The 22,924-nt window shown below is 32.0% G+C and carries 28 protein-coding genes; 14 read left to right on the plus strand and 14 right to left on the minus strand.

All coding sequences use genetic code 11. The features are described 5' to 3' along the window. From Q0910_RS21685 to Q0910_RS21735, 11 genes are all read left to right on the plus strand, one after another. Positions 1–156 (plus strand): hypothetical protein, encoded by a 156-nt coding sequence (locus Q0910_RS21685; RefSeq protein ID WP_299221372.1) that lies wholly within the window; start codon positions 1–3, stop codon positions 154–156. Between the two features lie 37 nt (positions 157–193). Then, positions 194–349, plus strand: a complete 156-nt coding sequence (locus Q0910_RS21690) for a hypothetical protein (protein ID WP_299221372.1) — start codon at positions 194–196, stop codon at positions 347–349. 37 nt (positions 350–386) lie between these two features. Next, the gene (locus Q0910_RS21695; RefSeq protein ID WP_299221372.1) at positions 387–542 is read left to right on the plus strand and encodes a hypothetical protein; all 156 of its coding nucleotides are present in this window, start codon (positions 387–389) and stop codon (positions 540–542) included. Between the two features lie 37 nt (positions 543–579). Continuing rightward, positions 580–735, plus strand: coding sequence for a hypothetical protein (locus tag Q0910_RS21700; protein WP_299221372.1), 156 nt, complete (start codon positions 580–582; stop codon positions 733–735). Between the two features lie 37 nt (positions 736–772). Then, the gene (locus tag Q0910_RS21705; protein ID WP_299221372.1) at positions 773–928 is read left to right on the plus strand and encodes a hypothetical protein; all 156 of its coding nucleotides are present in this window, start codon (positions 773–775) and stop codon (positions 926–928) included. A gap of 182 nt (positions 929–1,110) precedes the next feature. Further along, a complete protein-coding gene (locus Q0910_RS21710; RefSeq protein WP_299221375.1) occupies positions 1,111–2,319 on the plus strand; it encodes a hypothetical protein in 1,209 nt (402 codons plus the stop codon). A 213-nt stretch (positions 2,320–2,532) separates the two neighbouring features. Further along, on the plus strand, positions 2,533–2,697 hold the full coding sequence (locus tag Q0910_RS21715) for a hypothetical protein (protein WP_299221377.1): 165 nt from the start codon (positions 2,533–2,535) through the stop codon (positions 2,695–2,697). A 118-nt stretch (positions 2,698–2,815) separates the two neighbouring features. Then, positions 2,816–3,004 carry a hypothetical protein gene (locus Q0910_RS21720; protein ID WP_299221382.1) on the plus strand — a complete coding sequence of 63 codons (189 nt, stop codon included), beginning with the start codon at positions 2,816–2,818 and terminating at the stop codon, positions 3,002–3,004. Positions 3,005–3,036: 32 nt separating this feature from the next. Next, positions 3,037–3,213, plus strand: a complete 177-nt coding sequence (locus tag Q0910_RS21725) for a hypothetical protein (RefSeq protein WP_299221385.1) — start codon at positions 3,037–3,039, stop codon at positions 3,211–3,213. A gap of 148 nt (positions 3,214–3,361) precedes the next feature. After that, complete coding sequence (locus Q0910_RS21730; RefSeq protein WP_299221388.1) at positions 3,362–3,802, plus strand: hypothetical protein; 441 nt, start codon at positions 3,362–3,364, stop codon at positions 3,800–3,802. A gap of 25 nt (positions 3,803–3,827) precedes the next feature. Further along, complete coding sequence (locus tag Q0910_RS21735; protein ID WP_299221392.1) at positions 3,828–4,310, plus strand: regulatory protein RecX; 483 nt, start codon at positions 3,828–3,830, stop codon at positions 4,308–4,310. A 72-nt stretch (positions 4,311–4,382) separates the two neighbouring features. Here Q0910_RS21735 and Q0910_RS21740 read toward each other — a convergent pair whose 3' ends face one another. Further along, positions 4,383–4,613, minus strand: a complete 231-nt coding sequence (locus Q0910_RS21740; protein ID WP_299221394.1) for a class I lanthipeptide — start codon at positions 4,611–4,613, stop codon at positions 4,383–4,385. A gap of 139 nt (positions 4,614–4,752) precedes the next feature. Next, on the minus strand, positions 4,753–6,450 hold the full coding sequence (locus Q0910_RS21745; RefSeq protein ID WP_299221397.1) for a helix-turn-helix domain-containing protein: 1,698 nt from the start codon (positions 6,448–6,450) through the stop codon (positions 4,753–4,755). 326 nt (positions 6,451–6,776) lie between these two features. Between Q0910_RS21745 and Q0910_RS21750 the strand changes: the two genes are divergently transcribed. After that, positions 6,777–6,968, plus strand: a complete 192-nt coding sequence (locus tag Q0910_RS21750) for a hypothetical protein (protein WP_299221400.1) — start codon at positions 6,777–6,779, stop codon at positions 6,966–6,968. A gap of 353 nt (positions 6,969–7,321) precedes the next feature. Here the strand turns inward: Q0910_RS21750 and Q0910_RS21755 are convergent, their stop codons facing one another. The 5 genes from Q0910_RS21755 to Q0910_RS21775 form a co-directional block, all read right to left on the minus strand. Continuing rightward, complete coding sequence (locus tag Q0910_RS21755; RefSeq protein ID WP_299221403.1) at positions 7,322–8,707, minus strand: S41 family peptidase; 1,386 nt, start codon at positions 8,705–8,707, stop codon at positions 7,322–7,324. Positions 8,708–8,876: 169 nt separating this feature from the next. Continuing rightward, entirely contained in the window at positions 8,877–10,016 is a 1,140-nt protein-coding gene (locus Q0910_RS21760) for a helix-turn-helix domain-containing protein (protein WP_299221405.1), read from the minus strand. A gap of 77 nt (positions 10,017–10,093) precedes the next feature. Next, positions 10,094–10,954, minus strand: a complete 861-nt coding sequence (locus Q0910_RS21765; RefSeq protein WP_299221408.1) for a cupin-like domain-containing protein — start codon at positions 10,952–10,954, stop codon at positions 10,094–10,096. 145 nt (positions 10,955–11,099) lie between these two features. Next, positions 11,100–12,206 (minus strand): biotin synthase BioB, encoded by a 1,107-nt coding sequence (gene bioB / locus Q0910_RS21770; RefSeq protein ID WP_299221410.1) that lies wholly within the window; start codon positions 12,204–12,206, stop codon positions 11,100–11,102. A 101-nt stretch (positions 12,207–12,307) separates the two neighbouring features. After that, entirely contained in the window at positions 12,308–13,480 is a 1,173-nt protein-coding gene (locus tag Q0910_RS21775) for a beta-ketoacyl synthase N-terminal-like domain-containing protein (protein WP_299221413.1), read from the minus strand. 187 nt (positions 13,481–13,667) lie between these two features. On the opposite strand from Q0910_RS21775, the gene Q0910_RS21780 reads away from it, so the two are divergent. Then, positions 13,668–14,105: a cytochrome c oxidase assembly factor Coa1 family protein gene (locus tag Q0910_RS21780; protein ID WP_299221416.1), complete on the plus strand. Its 438-nt coding sequence runs from the start codon at positions 13,668–13,670 to the stop codon at positions 14,103–14,105. Between the two features lie 26 nt (positions 14,106–14,131). Then, positions 14,132–15,154, plus strand: coding sequence for a hypothetical protein (locus Q0910_RS21785; protein WP_299221419.1), 1,023 nt, complete (start codon positions 14,132–14,134; stop codon positions 15,152–15,154). 65 nt (positions 15,155–15,219) lie between these two features. Here the strand turns inward: Q0910_RS21785 and Q0910_RS21790 are convergent, their stop codons facing one another. The 7 genes from Q0910_RS21790 to Q0910_RS21820 all read right to left on the minus strand — a co-directional run bounded on the left by Q0910_RS21790 (position 15,220) and on the right by Q0910_RS21820 (position 22,772). Then, positions 15,220–15,990 carry a hypothetical protein gene (locus tag Q0910_RS21790; protein ID WP_299221422.1) on the minus strand — a complete coding sequence of 257 codons (771 nt, stop codon included), beginning with the start codon at positions 15,988–15,990 and terminating at the stop codon, positions 15,220–15,222. 134 nt (positions 15,991–16,124) lie between these two features. Then, positions 16,125–17,390 (minus strand): adenosylmethionine--8-amino-7-oxononanoate transaminase, encoded by a 1,266-nt coding sequence (gene bioA / locus Q0910_RS21795; protein ID WP_299221424.1) that lies wholly within the window; start codon positions 17,388–17,390, stop codon positions 16,125–16,127. Continuing rightward, positions 17,387–18,028, minus strand: coding sequence for a dethiobiotin synthase (gene bioD, locus Q0910_RS21800; RefSeq protein WP_299221427.1), 642 nt, complete (start codon positions 18,026–18,028; stop codon positions 17,387–17,389). Before bioD ends, bioA begins: the two co-directional genes overlap by 4 nt. Positions 18,029–18,042: 14 nt before the next feature. Beyond that, positions 18,043–19,197, minus strand: a complete 1,155-nt coding sequence (locus Q0910_RS21805) for a pyridoxal phosphate-dependent aminotransferase family protein (RefSeq protein ID WP_299221429.1) — start codon at positions 19,195–19,197, stop codon at positions 18,043–18,045. A gap of 138 nt (positions 19,198–19,335) precedes the next feature. Continuing rightward, positions 19,336–19,785: a KTSC domain-containing protein gene (locus Q0910_RS21810; protein ID WP_299221431.1), complete on the minus strand. Its 450-nt coding sequence runs from the start codon at positions 19,783–19,785 to the stop codon at positions 19,336–19,338. A 116-nt stretch (positions 19,786–19,901) separates the two neighbouring features. Further along, positions 19,902–21,242, minus strand: coding sequence for a DEAD/DEAH box helicase (locus Q0910_RS21815; protein ID WP_299221433.1), 1,341 nt, complete (start codon positions 21,240–21,242; stop codon positions 19,902–19,904). Between the two features lie 39 nt (positions 21,243–21,281). Then, positions 21,282–22,772: a reverse transcriptase family protein gene (locus Q0910_RS21820; RefSeq protein WP_299221434.1), complete on the minus strand. Its 1,491-nt coding sequence runs from the start codon at positions 22,770–22,772 to the stop codon at positions 21,282–21,284. Positions 22,773–22,924: the final 152 nt, after the last annotated feature.

Consider the following 22,924-nt stretch of genomic DNA (forward strand, 5'->3'; position numbering starts at 1 on the left):
ATGAAAGAATTAAATCTAAACGAATTAGTACAGATCAACGGTGGAAGTGAAGAAACTTATAACGCAGGACACGCTGCTGGAGAAGCTATACACGATGCAGTTGTAGATGCAGTAGACGCTGTAGTAGGTTTCTTTGACGGACTATTCGGAAACTAAAATATCACATAAATAATAACATATAAAATTAAAAATCATGAAAGAATTAAATCTAAACGAATTAGTACAGATCAACGGTGGAAGTGAAGAAACTTATAACGCAGGACACGCTGCTGGAGAAGCTATACACGATGCAGTTGTAGATGCAGTAGACGCTGTAGTAGGTTTCTTTGACGGATTGTTCGGAAACTAAAATATCACATAAATAATAACATATAAAATTAAAAATCATGAAAGAATTAAATCTAAACGAATTAGTACAGATCAACGGTGGAAGTGAAGAAACTTATAACGCAGGACACGCTGCAGGAGAAGCTATACACGATGCGGTTGTAGATGCAGTAGACGCTGTAGTAGGTTTCTTTGATGGATTATTCGGAAACTAAAATATCACATAAATAATAACTTATAAAATTAAAAATCATGAAAGAATTAAATCTAAACGAATTAGTACAGATCAACGGTGGAAGTGAAGAAACTTATAACGCAGGACACGCTGCAGGAGAAGCTATACACGATGCGGTTGTAGATGCAGTAGACGCTGTAGTAGGTTTCTTTGATGGATTATTCGGAAACTAAAATATCACATAAATAATAACTTATAAAATTAAAAATCATGAAAGAATTAAATCTAAACGAATTAGTACAGATCAACGGTGGAAGTGAAGAAACTTATAACGCAGGACACGCTGCTGGAGAAGCTATACACGATGCAGTTGTAGATGCAGTAGACGCTGTAGTAGGTTTCTTTGACGGATTGTTCGGAAACTAAAAACAAACTTTTAGAACCTCACAGTTTTAGGAGTTCCTTAAAATAGTTTGCAACACTTTATAAGAGCTTTGCAAAATATCAAAAAAAAGTGAGCAAGTATATTGCTCACTTTTTTGATTCCTAAATTTTCTTATGCTACACTATGAAATATGACAGGTCAGAAAATTCGTAAAATGAAAATGATGAAAATCAAAAAAAAACATATCTTAATAACTATGCTTCTACTCGTCCTATTATTAATTGGTGGTGTTTATTTTTTAATGAATAATTATAAAAAACAGGATCAACTTACTATTTCCAATGCGCCAAATAATATTTCGATTCCCTTTCGATATTCTTCCGGCGGTCATATGCTGATTGATGTAAAAATTGACAGCTCGAAAAAGACATATCCTTTTATTCTAGATACCGGAGCATCAAACTACTTATTTTATAATTTCCCTGAAGAAAAAATCGAAAAGTCAATAGGAAGAGGAATAAGTATGGATCCCAATGGAAAAATATTCTTCCCTAAAATCTTCAACATTCCTTTTTTAGAAATTTCGGGTATAAAACTAGAAAACATTGCATTCAATAAATCTCCTACTCAATTCAGTTGCACAGAAACTATTTATGGAATTATAGGCAAAAACATTATGCGTCATTTTGCCTGGCAGTTTGATTTTCAACATAATAGAATTTATATTGCAAAGGAATCAAAACTTTTACCGAAACATCAAGAAGAGGGAATTCAACTAAAATTAAGAGAAAATAAATTTAGTCATCACCTATACATTCCTATTTATTTGTCAGACAACACTAAAACCAGGCTAATACTGGATACAGGTATGAGTGATATTTTAAAACTATCTACGAAAGAAATAGCATCATTGCAGTTTGCTAAAAAAATAAATATTCTCGGAGAAGGCAGCAGAGGTTTAGGAGGTAAAAGTAATTCAAAGCAATATTTAGTAAATCTAGAAAACCTTTATCTCGGAAAAAACAAAGCATTTTTAATTCCTACTATCACTACCAAGATAAGTGAGAAATCATCTTTCAAAGCTCTTGGGTTAGGGTTTTTAAAAAACTTTGTAGTTACCATTGACTGGAGTACCGCATCTTTAACCTTATATCAAAAAACAAAAAATCTAGAATTGACTGAAAAAAATTTTGGATTAAGTTTCGGATTTGAAGAAGAGATTTACATAAAATCAGTAATCGAAGGAAGTAAAGCGCACATACTGGGAATTACTCCTAATATGAAAGGATTCTTGATTAATGACAAACCTATTAAAACTGTTACTCAATTTTGTGAGTTCAAAAGTGTTAAAAAACAACTAGATAGTTTAAAACTAACCTTTAAGGACACAAATAAAGAATATATTCTTTCTCGAGAACTTTACAATTACTAAAATTAGCGAATAACGTCTTCATCTAAATAGAAAATATAGAACCTCACATATCTATTCTATTTTAAATAATTATTCAAAAAAAGCATTTTTTTATCAGAGTCTCAACTAATGAGACTGTGGCTTTGTATTCTTGTATTGTAAATGAAACAACACTTATAAGTAACTCTATTTCAATACAAAACATGCATATTCACATATTTAAAACCTAATATCATGAAAACATCAAATTTGTTTACAGAACTTTCGATTAACGAGCTTACAATGTTCAGAGGAGGAAATCCTACTTCATCTGAAGACAACACAGAAGGATTACCAATTGTTCCCTTTGGAGACCCTAGCGATTGGGATGATTACTTTCCACAAAACCCGCAACCTTAAAAATAAATGAGTTGTTATAGCCATATATAGTATCAAAATATTACAAGAATTTATGGCTCAACTTCCAGAGTTTTCAGATCTAATAATCATTTTATCAATAATTTTTAATTATATACTCATGAAAAATTTAGCAGCATTATCAAATCAAGAAATTACAACTATTAATGGAGGAAATCATAGTTCTAACGTTTGGGACAATGGATCAGGTGGCGGATGCACCGACACACCAGGATTTCCGGGTCCTATAATCATTTTAGGCCCTACTACTGGACCTACATTTCCTGATCCAGATGTATTCTCAATGTAATCAATTTATCAATAACACTAATTTCGCACAATATGAAAAATCTAATAGCATTAAAAACTCAAGAAATTAAAAACATCAATGGTGGCAATCATAATCCAAGTGTAATGGATGATGGTAATGGTGGAGGTTGCACTGGAGGACCTATTATCATTATTGGCCCAACAACCGGCCCTACATTTCCTGATCCAGACACTATTTTCGGATTATAAGGAGTACATCTTTATGATGCTACCTAAAAATTCCTTCTATCCTTATACATAGAAGGAATTTTTATACATCAATAAACTTCCCATTTTTTTAACCCAACTATTTAGTGTCGATATGGAAAAAAATTATCAGAATATGCTGTGTAAAATCATGAAAAATTTTGAAGGAATGTCTAAAATAGACAGCTTCGATCTTATTCATAAAATGGAGATTTTATTATACTATGCTAATAGTCCCCTTAACATCGACGAGGTAAAGAACATAATAAGCTCAGAAGTTCAGAGTGAAGAGATTGATCCTTTTTATTTTAGCATACTTCCCAATGGAAATTTCTGCGAATTTATCGGAAGTAATGGAGTTCTTCATATCTACAAAGAAGTGAATCGGTTTTTACCGGATTGGTCCATTTTTAACACCTATCACTATAAATCAAAATATTTACCGTTGGAACTTAAAAAACTCACTCGAAGAAACCTGCTTCAAAGCTTCGAAGGAAAACCTTATCAAGAAAAGATCAAGGATTTTTTAAGAATGAATAAGGTTACTAAAAAAGATATGATCACAAATAAAATGCTATTATTAAACATATAATATCCTATTATGTATTTTTACGGTGATGTATCAAAAAACACCAGAAGCAATAACCGTTACGGAAGCCTTAAAAAAAATGGAGCACTATTGTGCCTATCAAGAACGCTGTCATAAAGATATCAAGAATAAGTTAAGCACTATGAAACTGATTCCGGAGGCAAAAGAAAAGATCATCTTACATCTTCTGGAACATAATTTTCTTAACGAAGAACGCTTTGCTAAAAGTTTTGCCAGAGGAAAATTCAGAATTAAGAAATGGGGTAAACAAAAAATTGTTAGAGAATTAAAATTTAGACAAATCTCTGAGTATTGCATCAAAATGGCTTTAAAAGAAATCCCAGAGAACGAATATTTAGAAACTTTTCATGAACTCGCCGAAAAAAAATTTTCTGCTATCTCTGAAACAAATGCGTTTAAGAAAAGAAAAAAACTAATTGATTATCTCCTCTATAGAGGATGGGAAAACCAATTAGTTTTTGAGAAGGTTAATGAGCTTCAAAATAATTAATAAAACAGTAATTCTTTTATTAGTATTGAAAACTAATTTTTTTGAAGTTTTATTTACAAAAAAAATATACGGTTATAAGTTGCAATTACATTTTGTTTGCCCTTGTGTAGGTCTATCTCCCACAGTAGTTGGACCAACTATTGTAACTGTGCAGTCATTATCTGAAGGCATACAGAAATCTGTATACACAGGTCCATTCATAGTACAGTTATTACTACCTCCTTTAATTGCTGCTGAATTTGATAATTTTGCGATCGTCAATTTATCAAAACTCAATTTCCTTTTAATTTGCTTTCTTTTCATACTGTTCTTTTGTTTTTGATTGCTTCCAATACAAACATAAAGATTATTTCTTGTCAGTATGTGAATTGATTCAAAACAGCACTCGTTTTTCCGGAAAATCGAATTTCAATAATTTGATTATGAGTTTTTTAAATAATAACTAATCTTGTTCGTGTTTTTCTAATTGCTTTATAAAATATGAGGGGTGGATCCCATTTTTTTTGTAAAACGCTTTAGAAAACACCTCTGTACTATTAAATCCTATTTCATTTGCAATTGCTCTTATAGAGTACTTTTTAAATTTTCTGTCTGTCTTTAATTTATCTATTACATATTCAATTCTTAGTTCGTTAATATAGGTATTGAAGTTTTTCTTCTTATACCTATTAATTACTTTAGATAAGTACTTAGAATTGGTATCAAAACTTTTAGCTAAGCTATTCGTAGTTATATTTCGCCTTAAGAACTCTGATTTAGATTCAAACTCTTCCAACCTCTGCAAGATTTCTTTGATTAAAGTTTCATCGATTCCGATTGTGTCTTTTTCCGCGATTATTAAATCTTCCTTATTTGAATTTTCATCTGAATTTGTTGCGCTGTATAATTCATTAAACCTTTTCTTATACTTTTTATTTTTTACATAATTAGATCCTAAAACCACAATAGAAATTACACATAGGATTATTATTGATCCCATCCAAAACAGAGAAAATCGATTTTCTTTTTCCAGTGAATTAATAATCTGTTGTTTTTCGGCTATCAACTTTGGTGTATCGTAGTTTTGAATTACATTTTTAATTAAATATTTGTAATTGCTATTTAAAACACTATCCACTTTTAGTAATCTTTCGATGTATTTTAGTTGATTATCTGTATCATTTATTTCTTTATAATGATTGATCAAGATTTCATAACTCTTTCTACTCTCAGGAATTATCTGTGGACTTTTCTGGAAAATAACATCTACCAACTTATGCTCTTCTATAGCACTCTCTAACATACCAATGGCAGCATATGACTTTCCTAAATAATAATGTGCCTGACCAAGATTAGCCAAATCATGAGTCTTCTTCAATAAATCAATGGCTTTTACTAAACTATCCTTAGCAAGGGTATATTTTTCTTTACTAAATTGGTTTATTCCTTCATTCAGAATAAAATAGCGTTGAAAATCAGAACGTTCTAATTCCAAAGATTCTTTATAACCTAAACTATTTATTACAGAAGCAGAATCCAATATTTTATTAAAATTGTATGATTCTGAAAGTGCAAAAAGTAACTCCAAATATTGCTCTGGCGCATCTTTTTTATATTTAGAAAAAAAAGGATAACAATCTCTTAAATTTACCAAGGCCGTTTCATTCTCTCCCATCCATCCTTTTAATATTCCAATACTCTTTTTACTGGAATATTGAAGACCTATATTATCATATTTCTTTGCTTCCTCGTTTACCTTAAGAAAATAATCAAAGGCATTTTTAAAATCTCCATCATTAAAGTATACTACTGCCTTCTGTCTATATGAATAAATTGGGTATTGGGATGAGTTCTTATTTTTAGTAAATGAGATAATAGTATCACTATACTTATGAGAAATAGCACTTTCGCTAATCAATGACATGAAATAATAGCCATGTATAATATTGATGCTATTATCTTCTTTTTTTGCTTTTAGAAGATATTTCTTAGCATACTTCTTTGCTATGACAGTATCCTTTTCATTTTCATAAAACTTTTTTGTCAAATACTGATAACTCTCCTCGTGGTTACTGAAATCTTGTTGCCCTTGAAAAGCAATGATACTGTTAGTATATAAAAGAAAAAAGAAAATTTTAAATAACAATATCTTATAATTCATTTCTAAAACACATTTTAATAAAAACTAAACCTTATCCGCACTATTAAACGGTAGGCAAAGATATTATTATTTGTTTTTTTCAATTTGCATATTAAAACAGAAGAAAACATCTAAAAATCAGAATCTTGACAAAACAAACAAGCAATCGATATTCTTAGAATGTCTAGTCGATTTTCCGGAATATCGTCATATAGCACTTGTTAATAGATTATCTCTTATTCTATATTTACATCAATCAAAACAAATATTATGTTACAAATCGACATATAGCTTGAGTGTCTATAATTAATTCAAGAATTCATTCATTTTTTTCAAGTATTTAAATTATGAAAAAAACAATTTTAAGTTTAGGAAAAGTTTTAACCAAAACACAACAAAAAAATATCTCTGGAAGCGGAAATCAAACTCATCAACAATGCAGATGTAATGGGGCTGGGGTAATTATTAATCAACCCTGCGAAGGTGTTGGAATAGGCTGCGGAATATTTGATTATGAACCAGAAATATTATCGCTTTAGATTAAAAAGCGATTCAACCTTTATAGTACAAACCACCAAGAAATTATAGACATAAATCCTGAGTGTCTATAAATGTTCAGGAGATAAGAATAAACAAATATTAAGATATGTTAAAACAAATTTCTGGATTAGGGAAAACACTGAAAAGCAAAGAATTAAAAACAATCAATGGTGGAGGAGGTCCAGGCGCAAATACTTGTCGTACCGACATGGATTGTAACTTTGGCGAAGGAAGATGCAATGGCCTTTACTGTATTTACGAAATGGTATAATTCTTTTACTAATAATCCCGCAATCAGTAATTGCGGGATTATTTTTTAATCAGATATATTTAATTTTTAGAAATAAAGCAATCAGTTATGATTACCCAATAATTCAACCGCTCTATCTATTCCACTATCCTTTTCCTCATTAAAATCATCGTTAGAAAATAAAGGAATTCTATTCTCCTCACTTGGTCCAATCCCAATCGCTTCATAAACTACACCTTGAGCATCACTATATACTTCGTTAGACAATCCGATTGATGCTCCATTTGGCAGTACATGAACCAAAATATCCGAAAAAACACCATTTGTATTATCTCCTACAATAGTTACATAAGGCAAATCTTTCATACAAAGTGTAAAAATTTCTGCAGCACTAGCTGTTAATGGGCTTGTTAGCAATACAATATCATCTGTAAACTGAAAATCTCCTTTAGGAGTTACAGATATAGAGGTGCTTTCTGTAAAACTATTTCCTAATCTAGCTTTTTTAGAAAAAGCAGGCCGTTCTTGATCTACAAATCGCGATGCTATTTCTACAGATACCATATCATATCCTCCTCCATTAAAACGAGTATCGATAATCAATTTAGACACTCCCGAATTCTTAAAATCATTCATCATTCTGTCTAAAACACTATTCAGCGTTTGTAACTCCATACTTTCATCAGCGCTATAACCTGCCATACCAAGAATATTAATATATCCAATATCACTATTGAGTATACCCCAAGCAATATTTTCGCTTTCATCTATCTCAAACTCTCCTCCAAAATACTTTAGCCCTATTACCTCTAATCGCTGATCGTAAAGTCTATCATAATCTTCTCCCGAATCAATTATTAAATCTCCACTTAAGCTTAGATTTAGTCGTTCCAATAAACTTGGTAAGCCTGAATCTATACCAATATTATTTTCTTCATCATCTATAATGACATGACCATCATTGAGCAATAATACAAGTTCTCCTATAGTTTCATAAAAATTCTGAGAAGTTACTTGTTCGCGCAAATTTTCGTATTGTGACCAATCCACATTTCTTGTTTCGAAAAAAGCATAATAGTCATTGAAGATATTCCAGAAATGATCAAAATTCACTTTTGGATCCTCTGTTTGGGAAATTTGATCTGGTAAACAAAACTCATTTTGATTTTCTAGTCTTGTAAATTTAATATCCGAAGCTATTAGTTCTGAAACACCTATTAATTCATTAACATTAACTACATCAAATTGAAAACCTGCAAATTCTTCTTCGTTAAAATTATTATCGGCAATTGAACACCCATAGGTATTCACATTATACAGGATATCCTGATCATCTGTAAATTCAATTATATACCCTTTATCAGGGGCCAACCAAAATCCATTTTTAGTCCCTTCTACAACTATCGGCGTATCATCATCCGATTGACACCCTATTAAAAACACTAAAACGAATCCTAAAAAACACTTTTTTAAAAAATCTAAAATCATACTATTAAGTTTTAAGAATTACATCACTATTGACAATTAAAAAATCAATCAGTTGCATGAAGTTATAAAGAAAGATAAAGGTCTATAGATCTAAATAGATAAACACAGCTTCTGATTGGAGTCAAAACTAGACAGTAACTAGAGAATCAATGTTCCGAAATATGAAGATTTAAAAAATCAGCACCTTTTTCTGATTAATTTTAAACTGGTTTGGAGTTAATCCAGTTTCCTTTTTAAAAGAAGTATAAAATGTAGTTTTAGACTTGAAACCCGCTTCTAATCCTATTGCCAATAAGCTATACTTATCAAACTCCTCATTGAGTATCATATCTTTTACCTCTTTTACACGATATGAATTAATATATGCTGTAAAATTCTTTTTAGTAACATCATTTACAATTTGAGAAAGATAACCAGAGCTTATATTTAAAGTTTCTGCAATCATTTCTTGATTTAAATTTGGGTTGCGATAGATATAATCTTTTTGTAATAAGTTTTCTAGTTTTTGGAAATATACATTGTTTTTAGAAAATGAATGTTGAGAAACTGAAATCTCGGGTTTTTTACTCTTTACATCATTATCATCAACACTAATAATACTCTTTTGTGTATTAGTAAGTTTTAATGAATAAATTCCATTATATACAATCCAAAAAATAAATAAAGATGCCCCAGAACATATTATAGAGATACCAATTTTATAATCTATCCCGAAAATCATATCAATAATATCTACCATAATCCAAGAAGCAACTAATAAAACTTCCCAGACACATAACCTTTTTAACCATTTACTATTTTGATGATCTATAAATTTTTTGTTTTTGAGAATACTATATGCCCAAATTGCAATCACAAAATTAAAGGAATAATAACCAAATTCCTGGATATTAAAAACCCAACCATAAACTAACTCTTTATATTCCCAGGAATACGCATACCATCCATAAACGTATTCTAGATTAAAAACAATATTTATGATCACAGAGAATAAAAATGGGATGTATAACAGAAAAAGTTTCTTGCTTTCTAGTAGATTATGATCAATTGATTTTAGTATGTAAAAAAAGAAAAAAACCGGAAACAAAAATATCCATTCTATATCGTATAAAATCAAGAATTTGGGATATTGCTGATATATCTCTAACGTATCTAGATATACATTAAACATTAAGAAAGCCAAAATTAAAATTGAATATCCTAAATATTTATTCGTTTGACTTTTAAAATATGGGGAAAACAAAATCGCAAAACCAAAAAGAAATCCTTGAGAAGCACTTATTACCAAAATAATATTCACAAATTCCATGCATAGAGATTATATGATCTTCTGTTTATAAAGACAAAAAGAAATCAAAAAAGTTGCAAGGTTTCTCCAATTATAAATTACACCTTCCTATTGGTTCTCTTAACAGCTACTTCATTTTTATAATCCATCCATTTCTGACCACCAATTCTACGCATAGCGTTATCAAAATAACGCATAAAGAAAATATTGTATGCTGCTTTGTTCATATTTCCTAATCTAGTAGCCATTGCACGAATACTCATAGAAAATCCTGGTGTAAGATATGTCATCTGATGCCAATATCCTTCTGGCATATAAAGTGTTTCGCCGTGTGTAAGATTCGCTATATATCCTTTAGCTTTTTTAAGGGCAGGCCATTTTTCTAAATCAGGATTTGTAAAATCAATGTCCTGATGTGCAATGAGCGCATGAGGAACTTTATATAAATATTTAGTTTCTGATGGAGGAAATAATATGCATTGTTTCTCTCCATGAAAGTGAAAATGAAGAATATTACCTAAATCAATATCGTAATGCATAAATACTTTAGAACCCTGGCCTCCAAAAAAAAGATATGGCATTTTTTTTAGCAACCTTAAACCGATATTAGGATATTTATAATCTTCTCTAAGTTCTGGTACCTCTTTTAATAAATTATATAGAAAGATTCTATAATTTGTAGGTTTCGAATTCAAAAGGTTTACATACTCGCTCATTTTCATGCTTGTATGTGGTTCGTTAAATTTAAATTCTGAATTTATCGGCCTATCATCAAATAAAGGTACCTCTTTGTCACCGGCTACCTTATTAATATACTCTAGGTTCCATTTCTTATAAGCTGGCCAATCTTCTATTAATTTCTCAATAACCACTGGTTTCTGTGGTATAAAATATTCTTTAAGAAATTCTTCTTTGGTGATTGACTCAACTCTTGGTATTTGCTCTAAATTTAATTCCACTGACTATGAAAGCCCGTTATGGGCACTTATTAAAAAATTAATTAATACCATTTGGTATAAAAAATAGTTAACATCACGGTTTGTTAAATTTAAAGTTCGCAAAACAATATCAAGATTTTGTATTATCAAAAATTTCTACTATTGTTTATCGATCTCTATAAACAGTTTCTTTAGCTTTCTGCTTGGCAAGTTCATTTTTTTCAATGGTATGATCGGGTCTTGACCATTTAGGCTTTTCTCCTTTTGCTTCATACTTAGAATCTTCTGCTTCTATTGTATCAGGTTGAGCTTTTTTAACAAATGGTTTTTGAGGATTTAATCCTAATTTTTTAAACATTTCCATATCCTCATTTACATCAGGATTAGGAGTTGTTAATAATTTATCTCCTGCAAAAATTGAATTTGCGCCAGCAAAAAAGCACATTGCTTGTCCTTCTCTACTCATTTCTGTTCTTCCTGCGGACAATCTTACTTGTGTTTGCGGCATTACAATTCTAGTTGTTGCAACCATTCTAATCATATCCCAAATTTCTACAGGCGTCTGATCTTCCATTGGTGTACCATCAACAGCAACTAGTGCATTAATCGGTACCGATTCTGGTTGTGGATTCAATTTAGCTAAAGCCACTAACATTCCTGCTCTGTCTTCCGCCTTCTCGCCCATTCCTATAATACCACCACTACATACGGTTACATTAGTTTTTCGGACATTATCAATAGTCTCCAAACGATCTTCATAACCTCTGGTAGAAATTACTTTTTTATAATATTCCTCTGATGTGTCTAAATTATGGTTATAAGCATACAATCCAGCTTCTGCAAGTCGTTGAGCCTGATTTTCTGTAATCATTCCTAACGTACAACAAACTTCCATTTCTAATTTATTGATCGTACGTACCATTTCTAATACATTATCGAACTCCGGACCATCTTTTACATTACGCCAAGCTGCTCCCATACATACTCTGGAGCTTCCTGAAGATTTAGCACGTAATGCTTGTGCTTTTACTTGTTGTACACTCATCAAATCATTGCCTTCAATATCTGTATGATATCTTGCCGCTTGTGGACAATACCCACAATCTTCGGGACATCCACCTGTTTTAATAGATAACAGGGTAGATACCTGCACAGTATTAGGGTCGTGATATTCTCGATGAATTGTTGCTGCTTCATAAAGCAACTCCATTAATGGTTTATTATAGATGTCTAGTATTTCCTGCGATGTCCAATCGTGTCTAATAACGCTCATAAATTAATGGTATGTGAATTTTCAAAAGTAATTGTTTAAAATCAAAAAACACAAATTAGCTTTATCAAATTCGAGAGTTTTAATAACAATCTATCTTTGTTCTAATTCTTTTTTTCTGGCAGCTCTAATAAAATACTAACTGCATTTCCTCCAAATCCAACAGCATTGACTATAATTTTACTCAACTTTTTAGGAGTTTTTTTATACTCTATAAAAGGGACTGGTATAAACTCTTGATGTTTCATCATTAAAATAGCTAGTTCCATACTTAAAATTCCACTAGCACCAAATGTGTGGCCAATTTTCCATTTATTGGTTGTTAACGCTGGAATATGCTCTCCAAAAACAGTTTTAATGGCATTATACTCTGCTTGGTCACCCTTCACAGTTCCTGGCGCATGCAATACTATTGCATCAACTTCTTCTAAATCGGTGGCGTCTAGAGCCATTTTCATAGATCTCTGAAAACAATCCGCTTCTGTAGATATAGATATGTTATGCGTTAATGCTTCTGTAGCGTAGCCAATACCTGAGATTAATGCCAGCGCATTTTCCTTAATTCCATTTTCTAAACAAGCAATACCTGCTCCTTCTCCTAAAAACATAGAATTTCTGGTTTTATTCCAATTCATTGCCTGACAAGGATAGGCTTCTGTTCTACCTGAAGCATAAATCTTTAAAGCTTTCATCTGGGCAATCGTAAAAGGAGTCAGTGGAGCTTCACTTCCCCCCACTAAAAACTTATCACTTAAACCGGATTGAAGCCACGCGATCCCATTCAGCACTGCGTGCAAAGCAGTAGAACAGGTTATAGAATGACTTATGTCTGGACCTTTAGATCTTAAATCCTGTGCAATCCAAGAAGATATATTACCCAAAGTAGTCGTGGGCGAACTTAAGGTAGAAGATTGATTGGTCTCTAAAAATTCTTTATAATATTCCTCGAAAAGACCTGTTGCTCCTCTAGAAGAGCCCACATTAATTCCAAAATTAAATTCACCTCCCCAATTTGCGTCTTTTATAGCGTTTCTTGCAGCAAAAACTGCAAATAAAACAGAATCATCCAAAGAAGCATACTGAGAATTCTCCTCTTTAAGTTTTTCAATTTCTTGTCTTGATATTTCGTTTAATTTAGCCACCGGAGCTTGATTACCCATAAAATCTTCAAAGGTGATCTGATGTGATGATTCTTTGTATAAATCCCAAATCTCATTGGAGGTAATTCCTAATGGAGAAATAGACGAAATTCCAGTTATAGATACAGGGTTTTGCAACACTAAATTTTTGAGCAAATGTAGGGGTTTGTTCTGGCATGTTCAACTGTAAATTCACAATAGATAAAAAGAATATGAGTATAAGAATAGCATCACCAAATTACCTCTTAATTTCTAAATTAGCATATCCATTGTAACAAAAAGAGTGAAATTTATACATATAGAGTAAGAAAAAGTACCCTATATTATGGAAGAACATACACCACAAAAAAGTTGGTTTAGTAGAAATTGGCCTTGGGTAGTTCCTTTAGGAGGCTGTCTTACATTAATCATCATATTTTTTGTCTTTTTAGGCTCCGTTATATTTGGAGTCTCCCAAGCATTTACAAACTCGACGCCTTATCAGGATGCACTTGTGAAAGCACAAGAGGATGAATATATTGTTCAAATGTTAGGAGAACCAATAGAAACTAATGGTATTATGAGTGGTAGCTTACTGTTCGAAAACAATGAAGGTTCTGTTGATATTTCTATACCTATAAAAGGCCCAGAAGGAGAAGCGAGAATCTATATTGTAGGTATAAAACAAAATGACAAATGGACATATTCTGAACTCTACGTAATTATTGACGAAACCAATGAACAGGTTGATTTATTGTGGGGAGAAGGTCAAAAAAATGAATAAACTTTTTTAATTTAAAAGAGTAATTTATGACTAAAAGGTTAAACATAGCTCATTCAATTAGTGTATTTGGATTTCCTGTATTGATCATTACTTTAATGATTGCAATTGCGAAATCAAAATTATTTGAATTAAACCCAGAAGTTTTATCGATAGGAGTTACTGCTGATCTTCTTTTTACGGTTCCTTTTATTTATTTTCTATTAATTAGAAAAAAGAACATCCCAAAAATCACGATCTTATCATTATTCATTTTAGGAATTGTAATAACAACCTTTATTATCCCAAAAGAAAATCAATTATTTTTAAATCAAATTAAAACTTGGTTCCTACCTTTTTTAGAAATTGGTGTTTTTACATTTATCCTATTTAGAGTAAGAAAAGTTCTAAAGTCATATAGCGCTAATAAAAACGAGAACAATGATTTTTTCTCTACTTTAAAAGTTACTTGCGAAGAAATATTACCTAAAAAGATAGCTATCTTACTTACTATGGAAATAGCTGTTTTCTATTATGGTTTTATCTCCTGGAAGAAAACCGAATTACATAGTAACGAGTTTTCTTATTATAAGAACAGCGGCACCATCTCTCTTTTAATGGCATTAATTGCAATAATTGTAATAGAAACATATGTGCTACATATTCTTCTTGGTAAATGGAGTGCAGTAGCTGCTTGGATAGTAACCGGATTAAGTATTTATTCTGGAATTCAGATTTTCGGGTTTTTAAAATCAATGTTTAAAAGACCTTTTTCAATTGAAACGAATACAATTCATCTACGATATGGAATTTTAAGCGAAGCCATAATAGACATCAATAACATAAAATCTATTAAGATTTCTTCAAAACCTATTGAATTTAATGATACTACCCGAAAACTATCTCCGTTAGGAGAATTAGAAAGTCATAATATGGTTATCAATGTGAAGAAAGAAAATTCTATAATCGGACTTTATGGAATTAAAAGAAAATTTAAAACTCTAGTGTTTTATATTGATAAGAAAGAAGAATTCAAAGCTCAATTGGATAAAAAAATTTCGTCATTAGAATAAAAAAAAAGAGATCAGCGACTTACTAATCTCTTTTATAAATGTTTTTTTAAGACGACTAAACTACTCTATTGCTTGTAGCTATAATTTACACTATAAACAGAAGTCGGTTCTTGATCTACAATCACTGTAATAGTACCAGAACTAGGATAATTATCAGCATCATAAACATAATCAATCTTTACTTCTCCTTCTACTTCTCCAGCTTCATTTTTGTAAACGATAGACTTAATATTATTTAACGGAAACAATGCACGAGCTCTCAAGATTTCAGAGCTTTGCGGCATCATACTAAAATTTAACTGAACTCTATCCAATACTTCAATTAGACCAGCTGCTTCAAATGTATAGAAATAAGGATTTGGAGTAGCATCATACGCTATTGTAGCAGTAAACTCTTCTATCACCTCTTCAAAAACACCAGTTGTCTCATTAAATTCATAACTTTCTTCAAACACTTTTACAGAAATTGGGTTCCCACTGTTATCGTATTCTAACACATCTCCTGTTTCAAAAACATCATAAGGATCCTGGTACAATTCACTTAAGCTAAAAGGTTCACTTCCACCTGAAACCGTTGATAATTCATTATTTTCATATACCAAAACACCTGTATCGATTCCATTAGAAGCACTGGTTACTCTATTATTAGCGTCATAGTTAACTGTAAACGCATAATCTTCTTCATCGATCTGTGCTGAATCAAATTCGACTCTTTCAATTAATTTTTTGGCGGTATCACCACCATTAGCATTATCAAATTCATCTGTTACAGAATCGCTGTCGCAACTTGCCAAAAGGGTTATTGAAATTGTGGATAAAAATAAAAATCTTTTCATAGTAAATTAAATTGGGTTTTTGTTCATTTTATTAACTCGGCAATATACTATGCCTATTCTTAATAGTATCAAAAACTTGATATTTGTTACCGTATAATTCCCGGTATTTTTTGAATTATTTCGTAACCTTTTGTTTATAAAGAAGATAAAAGCATCAGGATCGTATCATAAATTTTATTCAATTGATCCTTTGTTATCACATATGGCGGTAATATATAGATGGTTTTACCCAAAGGACGAAGACAAACTCCATGTCGCATGAAATGATCGAAGATCTCATATCTTTTTTTACCATAGCGATCCATTTCTATATTGAGATCCAAAGCATATATAACTCCTTTTTGTCGTGTAGTTCTTACTTTGGGATGGTTCTTTATTTTAGTGTCAAAATCTGCATGAGATTTTATAATAGTTTCAATATTTTTCTGAATCTCCTCAGAACCTAAAAGTTCGATTCCTGCAATAGCCACAGAACATGCTATTGGATTAGCAGAGTAGGTATGCGCATGAAAAAAAGCTTTACCAATAGAATCATCTAAAAACGCATTATATATTTCCTGTGTGCAACTAGTTACAGCCATTGGAACAAAACCTGCTGTCAAAGCTTTAGACATAGATATAATATCCGGCTTCGTTTCTATATACTCTGAAGCAAAGTTTTTTCCGGTTTTACCAAAACCTGTCATTACCTCATCTGCAATAGTAATGATATTGTTTGCAACACAAATCTGAAGGATTTCATTTAGATAGGCTGCTTCAAACATATGCATGGCATTTGCTCCCTGAACCAGTGGTTCATAAATAAAAGCCGCCACATCATATGTAGAAATGATCTCTAATAATTCCTTTATTACCTCATCAAAATTTTCCTTATTAGGAGTTGGGATTCGCTGTACATCAATAAAAAAGTCTTCAAAAGGACCGTTATATACTGACAATCCAGATGCAGACATAGCTCCAAAAGTATCTCCATGAAAACCATCATTAAAAGCAATAATCGTATTTCTCTTTTCGCCTTTATTAAAATGATACTGAAGCGCCATTTTAATTCCCACCTCATTTGCAGTGGATCCGTTATCTGAGAAGAATATTTTTTCTTGATTCTGCGGTAATATTTTGATCAATTCTTCAGAAAGATGAATTGCTGGTTCATGTGTAAATCCAGCAAAAACAATCTGATCCAGATTGCGCATTTGCTTATTTACCTTTTCTATAATATATGGATTGCAATGCCCATACATCGCAGTATACCAAGAAGCAATTCCGTCTATATATTCTTTCCCCTCATCATCAAATAATAAAGCTCCTTCTGCCTTTATTATTGGTAAAGAATCTGGATGAATTTTGTGTTGTGTAAGCGGATGCCAAAGATATTTTTTATCCCTTTCCTTTAAAGTCATAGCGCTTCTAATTTATCTCTAAACAACGATGCATATTCCTTAATTACCATCGTATCAAAGTAAGGTTCATTATCGATTCTACCGATAATACTAGCTTTAGTCATTTTTTTGATAATACTCTCTGTAGTTACATGTTCATCTCCACTAAAAATAATAGCTGGATCAAATCCTTTCTCTTGTAATAACTTTATTGTCAGCAATGTGTGATTAATACTTCCCAAATAATGTCTAGAAACTACTATCACTTTATAATCAGAGTTTATAAGATCTAAAATAGTATCTTCTTCATTTAGTGGAACCAATAATCCTCCTGCTCCTTCAATAACGATATCATTCTTCGTTTTTGGAACCTTAATGGTATCGATATTGATTGCAATTCCATCAATCTCAGCCGCCGCGTGAGGACTCATTGGCGTTTCTAATGCATAACTGTTGGAGTGAAATTTGGAATTAGAATTACTTACTAATTCCTTTACTTTATCAGTATCAGAATATGATAAATCTCCTGCCTGAACGGGTTTAAAATAATCAGCTTGTAATGCTTCAACAACAATTGCCGAAGCTACTGTTTTGCCTACATCCGTTCCTATTCCTGTGATAAATATTTTTTTCGAATTTGTCATAGCCCTGTCAGACATGATAATGTGTCTTTTTAATTTTGAACAAAGGTAGCTAACAACTCTAGAACTTCTGCTATTTCTTCTTTTGTATTATAAGAATGTAAACAAAAACGCAAACGTTCCTTTCCTTCAGAAACAGTAGGAGAGAGGATAGGTTTTACATTAAATCCATTTTCTTGAAGATGTAATGCTACCGCTTTTACTTTCTCATTACCCGAAATTACGCAACAATGGATCGAAGAATTACTTTTTATAAAAAGTGATTTTAAATTAGTTGACGCTAATTTCTGATTAAAAAAACGGATATTACTTCTTAGTCTTTCAATTTCTATGGTAGTTCTCAATTCTTCATAGGCTGCTTCAATAACCACAAGTGAATGAGGTGGTAAGCCTGTTGTGTATATAAAACTTCTGGCGAAATTCACCAAATAACTTTTCAATTCAGACGATCCTAAAATTACTGACCCATGGCAACCCAGTGCTTTTCCAAAAGTATGTATCCTTGCAAATACACTATCTTCTAGCCCCAATTCCTGAATTAAACCGGTCCCTTTAGTGCCAAAAACTCCCGTAGCGTGAGCTTCATCTACTATAAAATGGCACTTGTTTTCTTTACATAATTTAGCAAAAGCTATTAAATCAGGAATATCTCCATCCATGGAAAAGACTGACTCGGTAACTATATACACTTCTTGATTAACGTCATCTACATTCCGACTTCGCTCAATGTGACGGCTAAGATCCGCTAAGTCATTATGAAGAAACTTATACGATTTAGCATTGCTCATCGTAATTCCATCTCGTATAGAAGCATGAATAAGTTCATCATACAAGATAATATCTCCTCTTTGCGGTACTGATGAAAAAAAACCTATGTTAGCATCATAACCTGAATTAAAAATCAATGCTGATTCCGCATTATGAAACTCGGTAAGGATTGTTTCGGTTTCTGTATATAATTGATGATTTCCAGATAGCAAACGAGAACCAGTAGCACCGTTTTGAAAACTTCCTTTTACTTCTAATGCCTTATTTGATGTATCAAAAATTATTTTACTAGAAGCAAAACCTAAATAATCATTTGATTGGAAATCAACAAGACTATTAGTTCTACCCAATTTACGAAGTGCACTACTTTGTTCTCTATCCGTGAGCTTTTTTTGAAGTTTTTTTGGGAAGCTTTGCATAATGACAAAAATACATAATACTATTTAACCCAGATAATTTGGATTCACTTACTATCTTCATAATAGAACAAAAAAACTGCTAATGTTTATCTAGAATATAACGTTACAATTGCAACTTAATATATCGTTTTTCGTGTACTAAGCAGTTATCAAATCTTTCTTTGATTTCCTATATAGGTATGAATTAAAAATACTTCTTTTTGCAAATCTAAATTGCCTATCAGAATTAATTAATTTCATATATACATTCTTAGGAACTCCAAAATATTCATACGTAGTACCGTCTAAAAATGAAACCTCTAACAACAATCCTTTGTGCTGAAAATCTGCTATACCTGATTCGGCTAAAGTTTTATTATATGCTTCTTGATTAGCTGCTTTTGTTTCTGGTGCTATGCTTACCAAAAAATGATATCCATCTATGATTTTTCGACTTTTTTCTTCTGCCTCTTCACGCATTGGATTTCCTTCAAGAAATTTATCTGGATGCCATTCTTTTACTAAATTTCTATACGTAGTTTTTAGTGTTTTAAGATCTATTTCTTTTTCGACAGAAAATAACTTCTTGTATTCATTAACACGCTTCATAAACAGGGTTTTTCTAAATCAGGCGCGAAACTACGTGTTTTAATTTTAAAATAGCTGTTTTTCCTTATAAAGACCTTTATATTCTTATAAGTCTCAATGAGATATCTAAAAAAGGGTTACCTCTTTTTCTTTTTAGAGGTTTCTACCTTCAAAGAGGTAATATTTGTTTTTTCTACCAGATGATTCGCTAATATTTTCTCGATCAATTCCTCTTTTGTTAAGTGATGAAAAACAGTTTTAATTTTATCTTTAAACTCCGCCGATACATCATGATTAGGTTTGGTTTTAAATATTTTTTTAGCCCATAAAAGTGTATTATTCTCTTCTATACTCTGAGCATCTGCTTTTTTAAACTCCTTAAAAGTAATTCCTAATTCTTCTGTAAACTCTTCTAAATCTCCAATTTCTTCTTTTTGTAATACAGTTAAGGATAATCCTTTGGCTCCTGCTCTTGCAGTTCTACCACTACGATGTACATAGGTCTCATACACATCAGGCAGATGATAATTCACTACATATGATATCTCTTTTACATCAATTCCTCTGGCTGCTAAATCTGTGGCAACAAGAATGTTTATATGACCCTCTCTAAATTGCTCCATTATTCTATCACGTATGGGTTGTGACAAACTTCCATGAAGTGCTCCGGAAGAAAACTTATTGATTGCCAGGTTTTTGGCTAGTTTATTAACCGCTGCTTTTGTTTTACAAAAAATAATCCCTCGTTCACCTTCTCTAGCACTAAGAAAATGCATCAGGACTTCTAATTTCTCTATAGGCTCTACCACCACATATTGATGATCAATCCCTTGATGCCCTACGGTTTCCATATCTGCACTAACCTGAATCACGTGCTTGGACATATAATTTTGGATCAGCTGTTTTATAGTCCCTGGCATTGTCGCGGTGAACAAAATAGTTCTTCTCTTCTTTGGCAAAACAGCAACGATTTCATCTAATCCTTCTTTTAGAGAATTAATCATTTCATCTGCCTCATCAAGAATCAGATAATCAGCACTTTTTATATCAATCTTATCTCGTTTTATTAAATCAATTAAACGTCCTGGAGTTGCAACCACAATATGAGTAGTTTCTTTTAAACGTTCTATTTGTGGTTTAATAGGGATTCCTCCGCATATCGAAGCTATAGATATAGCGGGTACATACTTAGAAAAGGAAACTAAGTTGTTATAAATCTGTTGTCCTAGTTCTCTAGTCGGAGCCAGTATCACTGCCTGGATTTTTGGAATATCCAAATCAATCAATTGTAGTAAAGGTAACCCAAAAGCTGCAGTCTTTCCAGTTCCAGTCTTTGCTAATCCGACGAAATCATCTTTCTTTTGTAATAAAATAGGAATTGATTTTTCTTGAATATCTGTAGGAGCAGAAAAGTTCAAGTCTGCTAAACTCTTTTGTAAAGGAGCAGCAACTCCTAAAGTAAGAAACTGATTTGACATAAAAATATTTTCGGCAAAGATAGGTCTATAATCCTATTTTCATCCTTTATTAAAGAACGATCTTATCTTACCCAGCAATCCTTTTGGCTTAGCAACCGTTTTCACATATTGCTTTCTGTGATTGTCTTTATAATTATATCGTTCTAAAATTACGGTCACTTGTTCTTTATACTTTTTACCTTTTTCTGAGTCAATTTGATTGATAAAATTAGCATACCCATGAATCTGGGATAGTAGATCTGCTTTGCCTGTCCATACCTTTCCTTCGAGTCCGTCTTTTTCTATCTGGTATAGTAGTGCTCTGAATCGTTTTAAGGATTTCTTCTCTATATTCGGTTTTTCATTAACCACTACTCCCGTAACTTCTTGTCGAACTCCTTTTTTCATCACCCTTAGCTTATCAGGATGTAGGGTGAAATTTTCTTCTTTTACAATACGACGAGAATATTTAAGAATCGTAGTAATCTGTTCATATTGCTCATGTGTAGCAGAAAATGTAAGATCATCTACATAGCGCGTATAGGTAAACCCATATTTAGCTGCTAAGCCTGCCAGTCTATAATCTAATTTTTTACATAAAATATTAGTGATAGCTGGACTACAAGGAGATCCCTGTGGTAAAAATCGTTCACCTCGTTGCGCATAATATTCTTCTCCCAGTACAGATACTTCTAGAATCTTAGGTTCTGAACATAGCAATGCAAAAATCGTTGCTACCTGATCTGAATATCCCAAAGCTTTAAATACACCTCTAATTCTGGAATATACAATAGAAGGAAAAAAGTTTTTTAGATCTTGATTGATGACCACATCTTTTGCTACATGTGGCACCGCATTTGTTTTTATAGACCTACCTATCACACATCCATGTGCATTAGGATGCATCGCAACTTTATTAAGTATATGCTCCAATATCCAATGCTGTGCTGCTTTTAACTTAGGCTGCGGTGCTGAAATATGTCTAAATCCTCCTGTTTTCTTCGGAATCTGAAATCGTATATAGTGGTTTACTTTCGCATTTTTTCTAGAGAATGCTAAAAATCGAAGTTGCCCAATGGTAATTCCCATAGCTTTAGCTACTTCTTCTGCAGTCTGCAATATCGGCAATCCCCCTTGTCGTAATCTATCTTGCTGAGATGTCTTATCATGTAAAGTATGTGAGTACCCTTCTCCCAGAAAGATAATATCTTTTTCTTTAGATTGTTTCCATCGATCTGCTTTCTCCTCTCGCAGTTTTTCTCTACGTTCTTTGGTTTCTTTCTGACTTTGTTTAGAGGCTGCTTTACGCTCTTTATGTTTTTGCGCCAGAAAAGCTTCTGGATTTTCTACTAATCGTTTTTCTTTGAGTAGTTTTTGTAATTGCTTTGACAGTTCAGTTTCTTCTTTGAAATATTGATTTACGGTATCGAAATCGACCTGACCATCATTCCAAAACCCGAGACGCTTCATCTCTTCCAGAATATATTGGCTTTTAGATGATTCTTTTATTTTATCATAAATCTCTTGCTTCCTGGTTGCAGCATCTGCCATAGTTTATGGTATAAAAAAGGTAGCGATAAGATGTGTTTTTTGTCCCTTCGTACAATTCTAAAGACTGGATTGAACAACTCCAGTGAAATAGGTACTAGTGTACTATTTCACTTCGTAGAAGTCTAACCGGAAATGGTACACTAGTACCTATT

The sequence above is a fragment of the uncultured Aquimarina sp. genome (assembly GCF_947495315.1).
Taxonomy (GTDB): domain Bacteria; phylum Bacteroidota; class Bacteroidia; order Flavobacteriales; family Flavobacteriaceae; genus Aquimarina.

What these genes read in the sequence shown, in the direction of transcription:
- Q0910_RS21685 (WP_299221372.1), top strand. Translation starts at nt 1, where the DNA reads ATGAAAGAATTAAATCTAAACGAATTAGTACAGATCAACGGTGGAAGT.
- Q0910_RS21690 (WP_299221372.1), top strand. Translation starts at nt 194, where the DNA reads ATGAAAGAATTAAATCTAAACGAATTAGTACAGATCAACGGTGGAAGT.
- Q0910_RS21695 (WP_299221372.1), top strand. Translation starts at nt 387, where the DNA reads ATGAAAGAATTAAATCTAAACGAATTAGTACAGATCAACGGTGGAAGT.
- Q0910_RS21700 (WP_299221372.1), top strand. Translation starts at nt 580, where the DNA reads ATGAAAGAATTAAATCTAAACGAATTAGTACAGATCAACGGTGGAAGT.
- Q0910_RS21705 (WP_299221372.1), top strand. Translation starts at nt 773, where the DNA reads ATGAAAGAATTAAATCTAAACGAATTAGTACAGATCAACGGTGGAAGT.
- Q0910_RS21710 (WP_299221375.1), top strand. Translation starts at nt 1,111, where the DNA reads ATGAAAATCAAAAAAAAACATATCTTAATAACTATGCTTCTACTCGTC.
- Q0910_RS21715 (WP_299221377.1), top strand. Translation starts at nt 2,533, where the DNA reads ATGAAAACATCAAATTTGTTTACAGAACTTTCGATTAACGAGCTTACA.
- Q0910_RS21720 (WP_299221382.1), top strand. Translation starts at nt 2,816, where the DNA reads ATGAAAAATTTAGCAGCATTATCAAATCAAGAAATTACAACTATTAAT.
- Q0910_RS21725 (WP_299221385.1), top strand. Translation starts at nt 3,037, where the DNA reads ATGAAAAATCTAATAGCATTAAAAACTCAAGAAATTAAAAACATCAAT.
- Q0910_RS21730 (WP_299221388.1), top strand. Translation starts at nt 3,362, where the DNA reads ATGAAAAATTTTGAAGGAATGTCTAAAATAGACAGCTTCGATCTTATT.
- Q0910_RS21735 (WP_299221392.1), top strand. Translation starts at nt 3,828, where the DNA reads ATGTATCAAAAAACACCAGAAGCAATAACCGTTACGGAAGCCTTAAAA.
- Q0910_RS21740 (WP_299221394.1), bottom strand. Translation starts at nt 4,613, where the DNA reads ATGAAAAGAAAGCAAATTAAAAGGAAATTGAGTTTTGATAAATTGACG.
- Q0910_RS21745 (WP_299221397.1), bottom strand. Translation starts at nt 6,450, where the DNA reads ATGAATTATAAGATATTGTTATTTAAAATTTTCTTTTTTCTTTTATAT.
- Q0910_RS21750 (WP_299221400.1), top strand. Translation starts at nt 6,777, where the DNA reads ATGAAAAAAACAATTTTAAGTTTAGGAAAAGTTTTAACCAAAACACAA.
- Q0910_RS21755 (WP_299221403.1), bottom strand. Translation starts at nt 8,707, where the DNA reads ATGATTTTAGATTTTTTAAAAAAGTGTTTTTTAGGATTCGTTTTAGTG.
- Q0910_RS21760 (WP_299221405.1), bottom strand. Translation starts at nt 10,016, where the DNA reads ATGGAATTTGTGAATATTATTTTGGTAATAAGTGCTTCTCAAGGATTT.
- bioB (WP_299221410.1), bottom strand. Translation starts at nt 12,206, where the DNA reads ATGAGCGTTATTAGACACGATTGGACATCGCAGGAAATACTAGACATC.
- Q0910_RS21780 (WP_299221416.1), top strand. Translation starts at nt 13,668, where the DNA reads ATGGAAGAACATACACCACAAAAAAGTTGGTTTAGTAGAAATTGGCCT.
- Q0910_RS21785 (WP_299221419.1), top strand. Translation starts at nt 14,132, where the DNA reads ATGACTAAAAGGTTAAACATAGCTCATTCAATTAGTGTATTTGGATTT.
- Q0910_RS21790 (WP_299221422.1), bottom strand. Translation starts at nt 15,990, where the DNA reads ATGAAAAGATTTTTATTTTTATCCACAATTTCAATAACCCTTTTGGCA.
- bioA (WP_299221424.1), bottom strand. Translation starts at nt 17,390, where the DNA reads ATGACTTTAAAGGAAAGGGATAAAAAATATCTTTGGCATCCGCTTACA.
- bioD (WP_299221427.1), bottom strand. Translation starts at nt 18,028, where the DNA reads ATGTCTGACAGGGCTATGACAAATTCGAAAAAAATATTTATCACAGGA.
- Q0910_RS21805 (WP_299221429.1), bottom strand. Translation starts at nt 19,197, where the DNA reads ATGCAAAGCTTCCCAAAAAAACTTCAAAAAAAGCTCACGGATAGAGAA.
- Q0910_RS21810 (WP_299221431.1), bottom strand. Translation starts at nt 19,785, where the DNA reads ATGAAGCGTGTTAATGAATACAAGAAGTTATTTTCTGTCGAAAAAGAA.
- Q0910_RS21815 (WP_299221433.1), bottom strand. Translation starts at nt 21,242, where the DNA reads ATGTCAAATCAGTTTCTTACTTTAGGAGTTGCTGCTCCTTTACAAAAG.
- Q0910_RS21820 (WP_299221434.1), bottom strand. Translation starts at nt 22,772, where the DNA reads ATGGCAGATGCTGCAACCAGGAAGCAAGAGATTTATGATAAAATAAAA.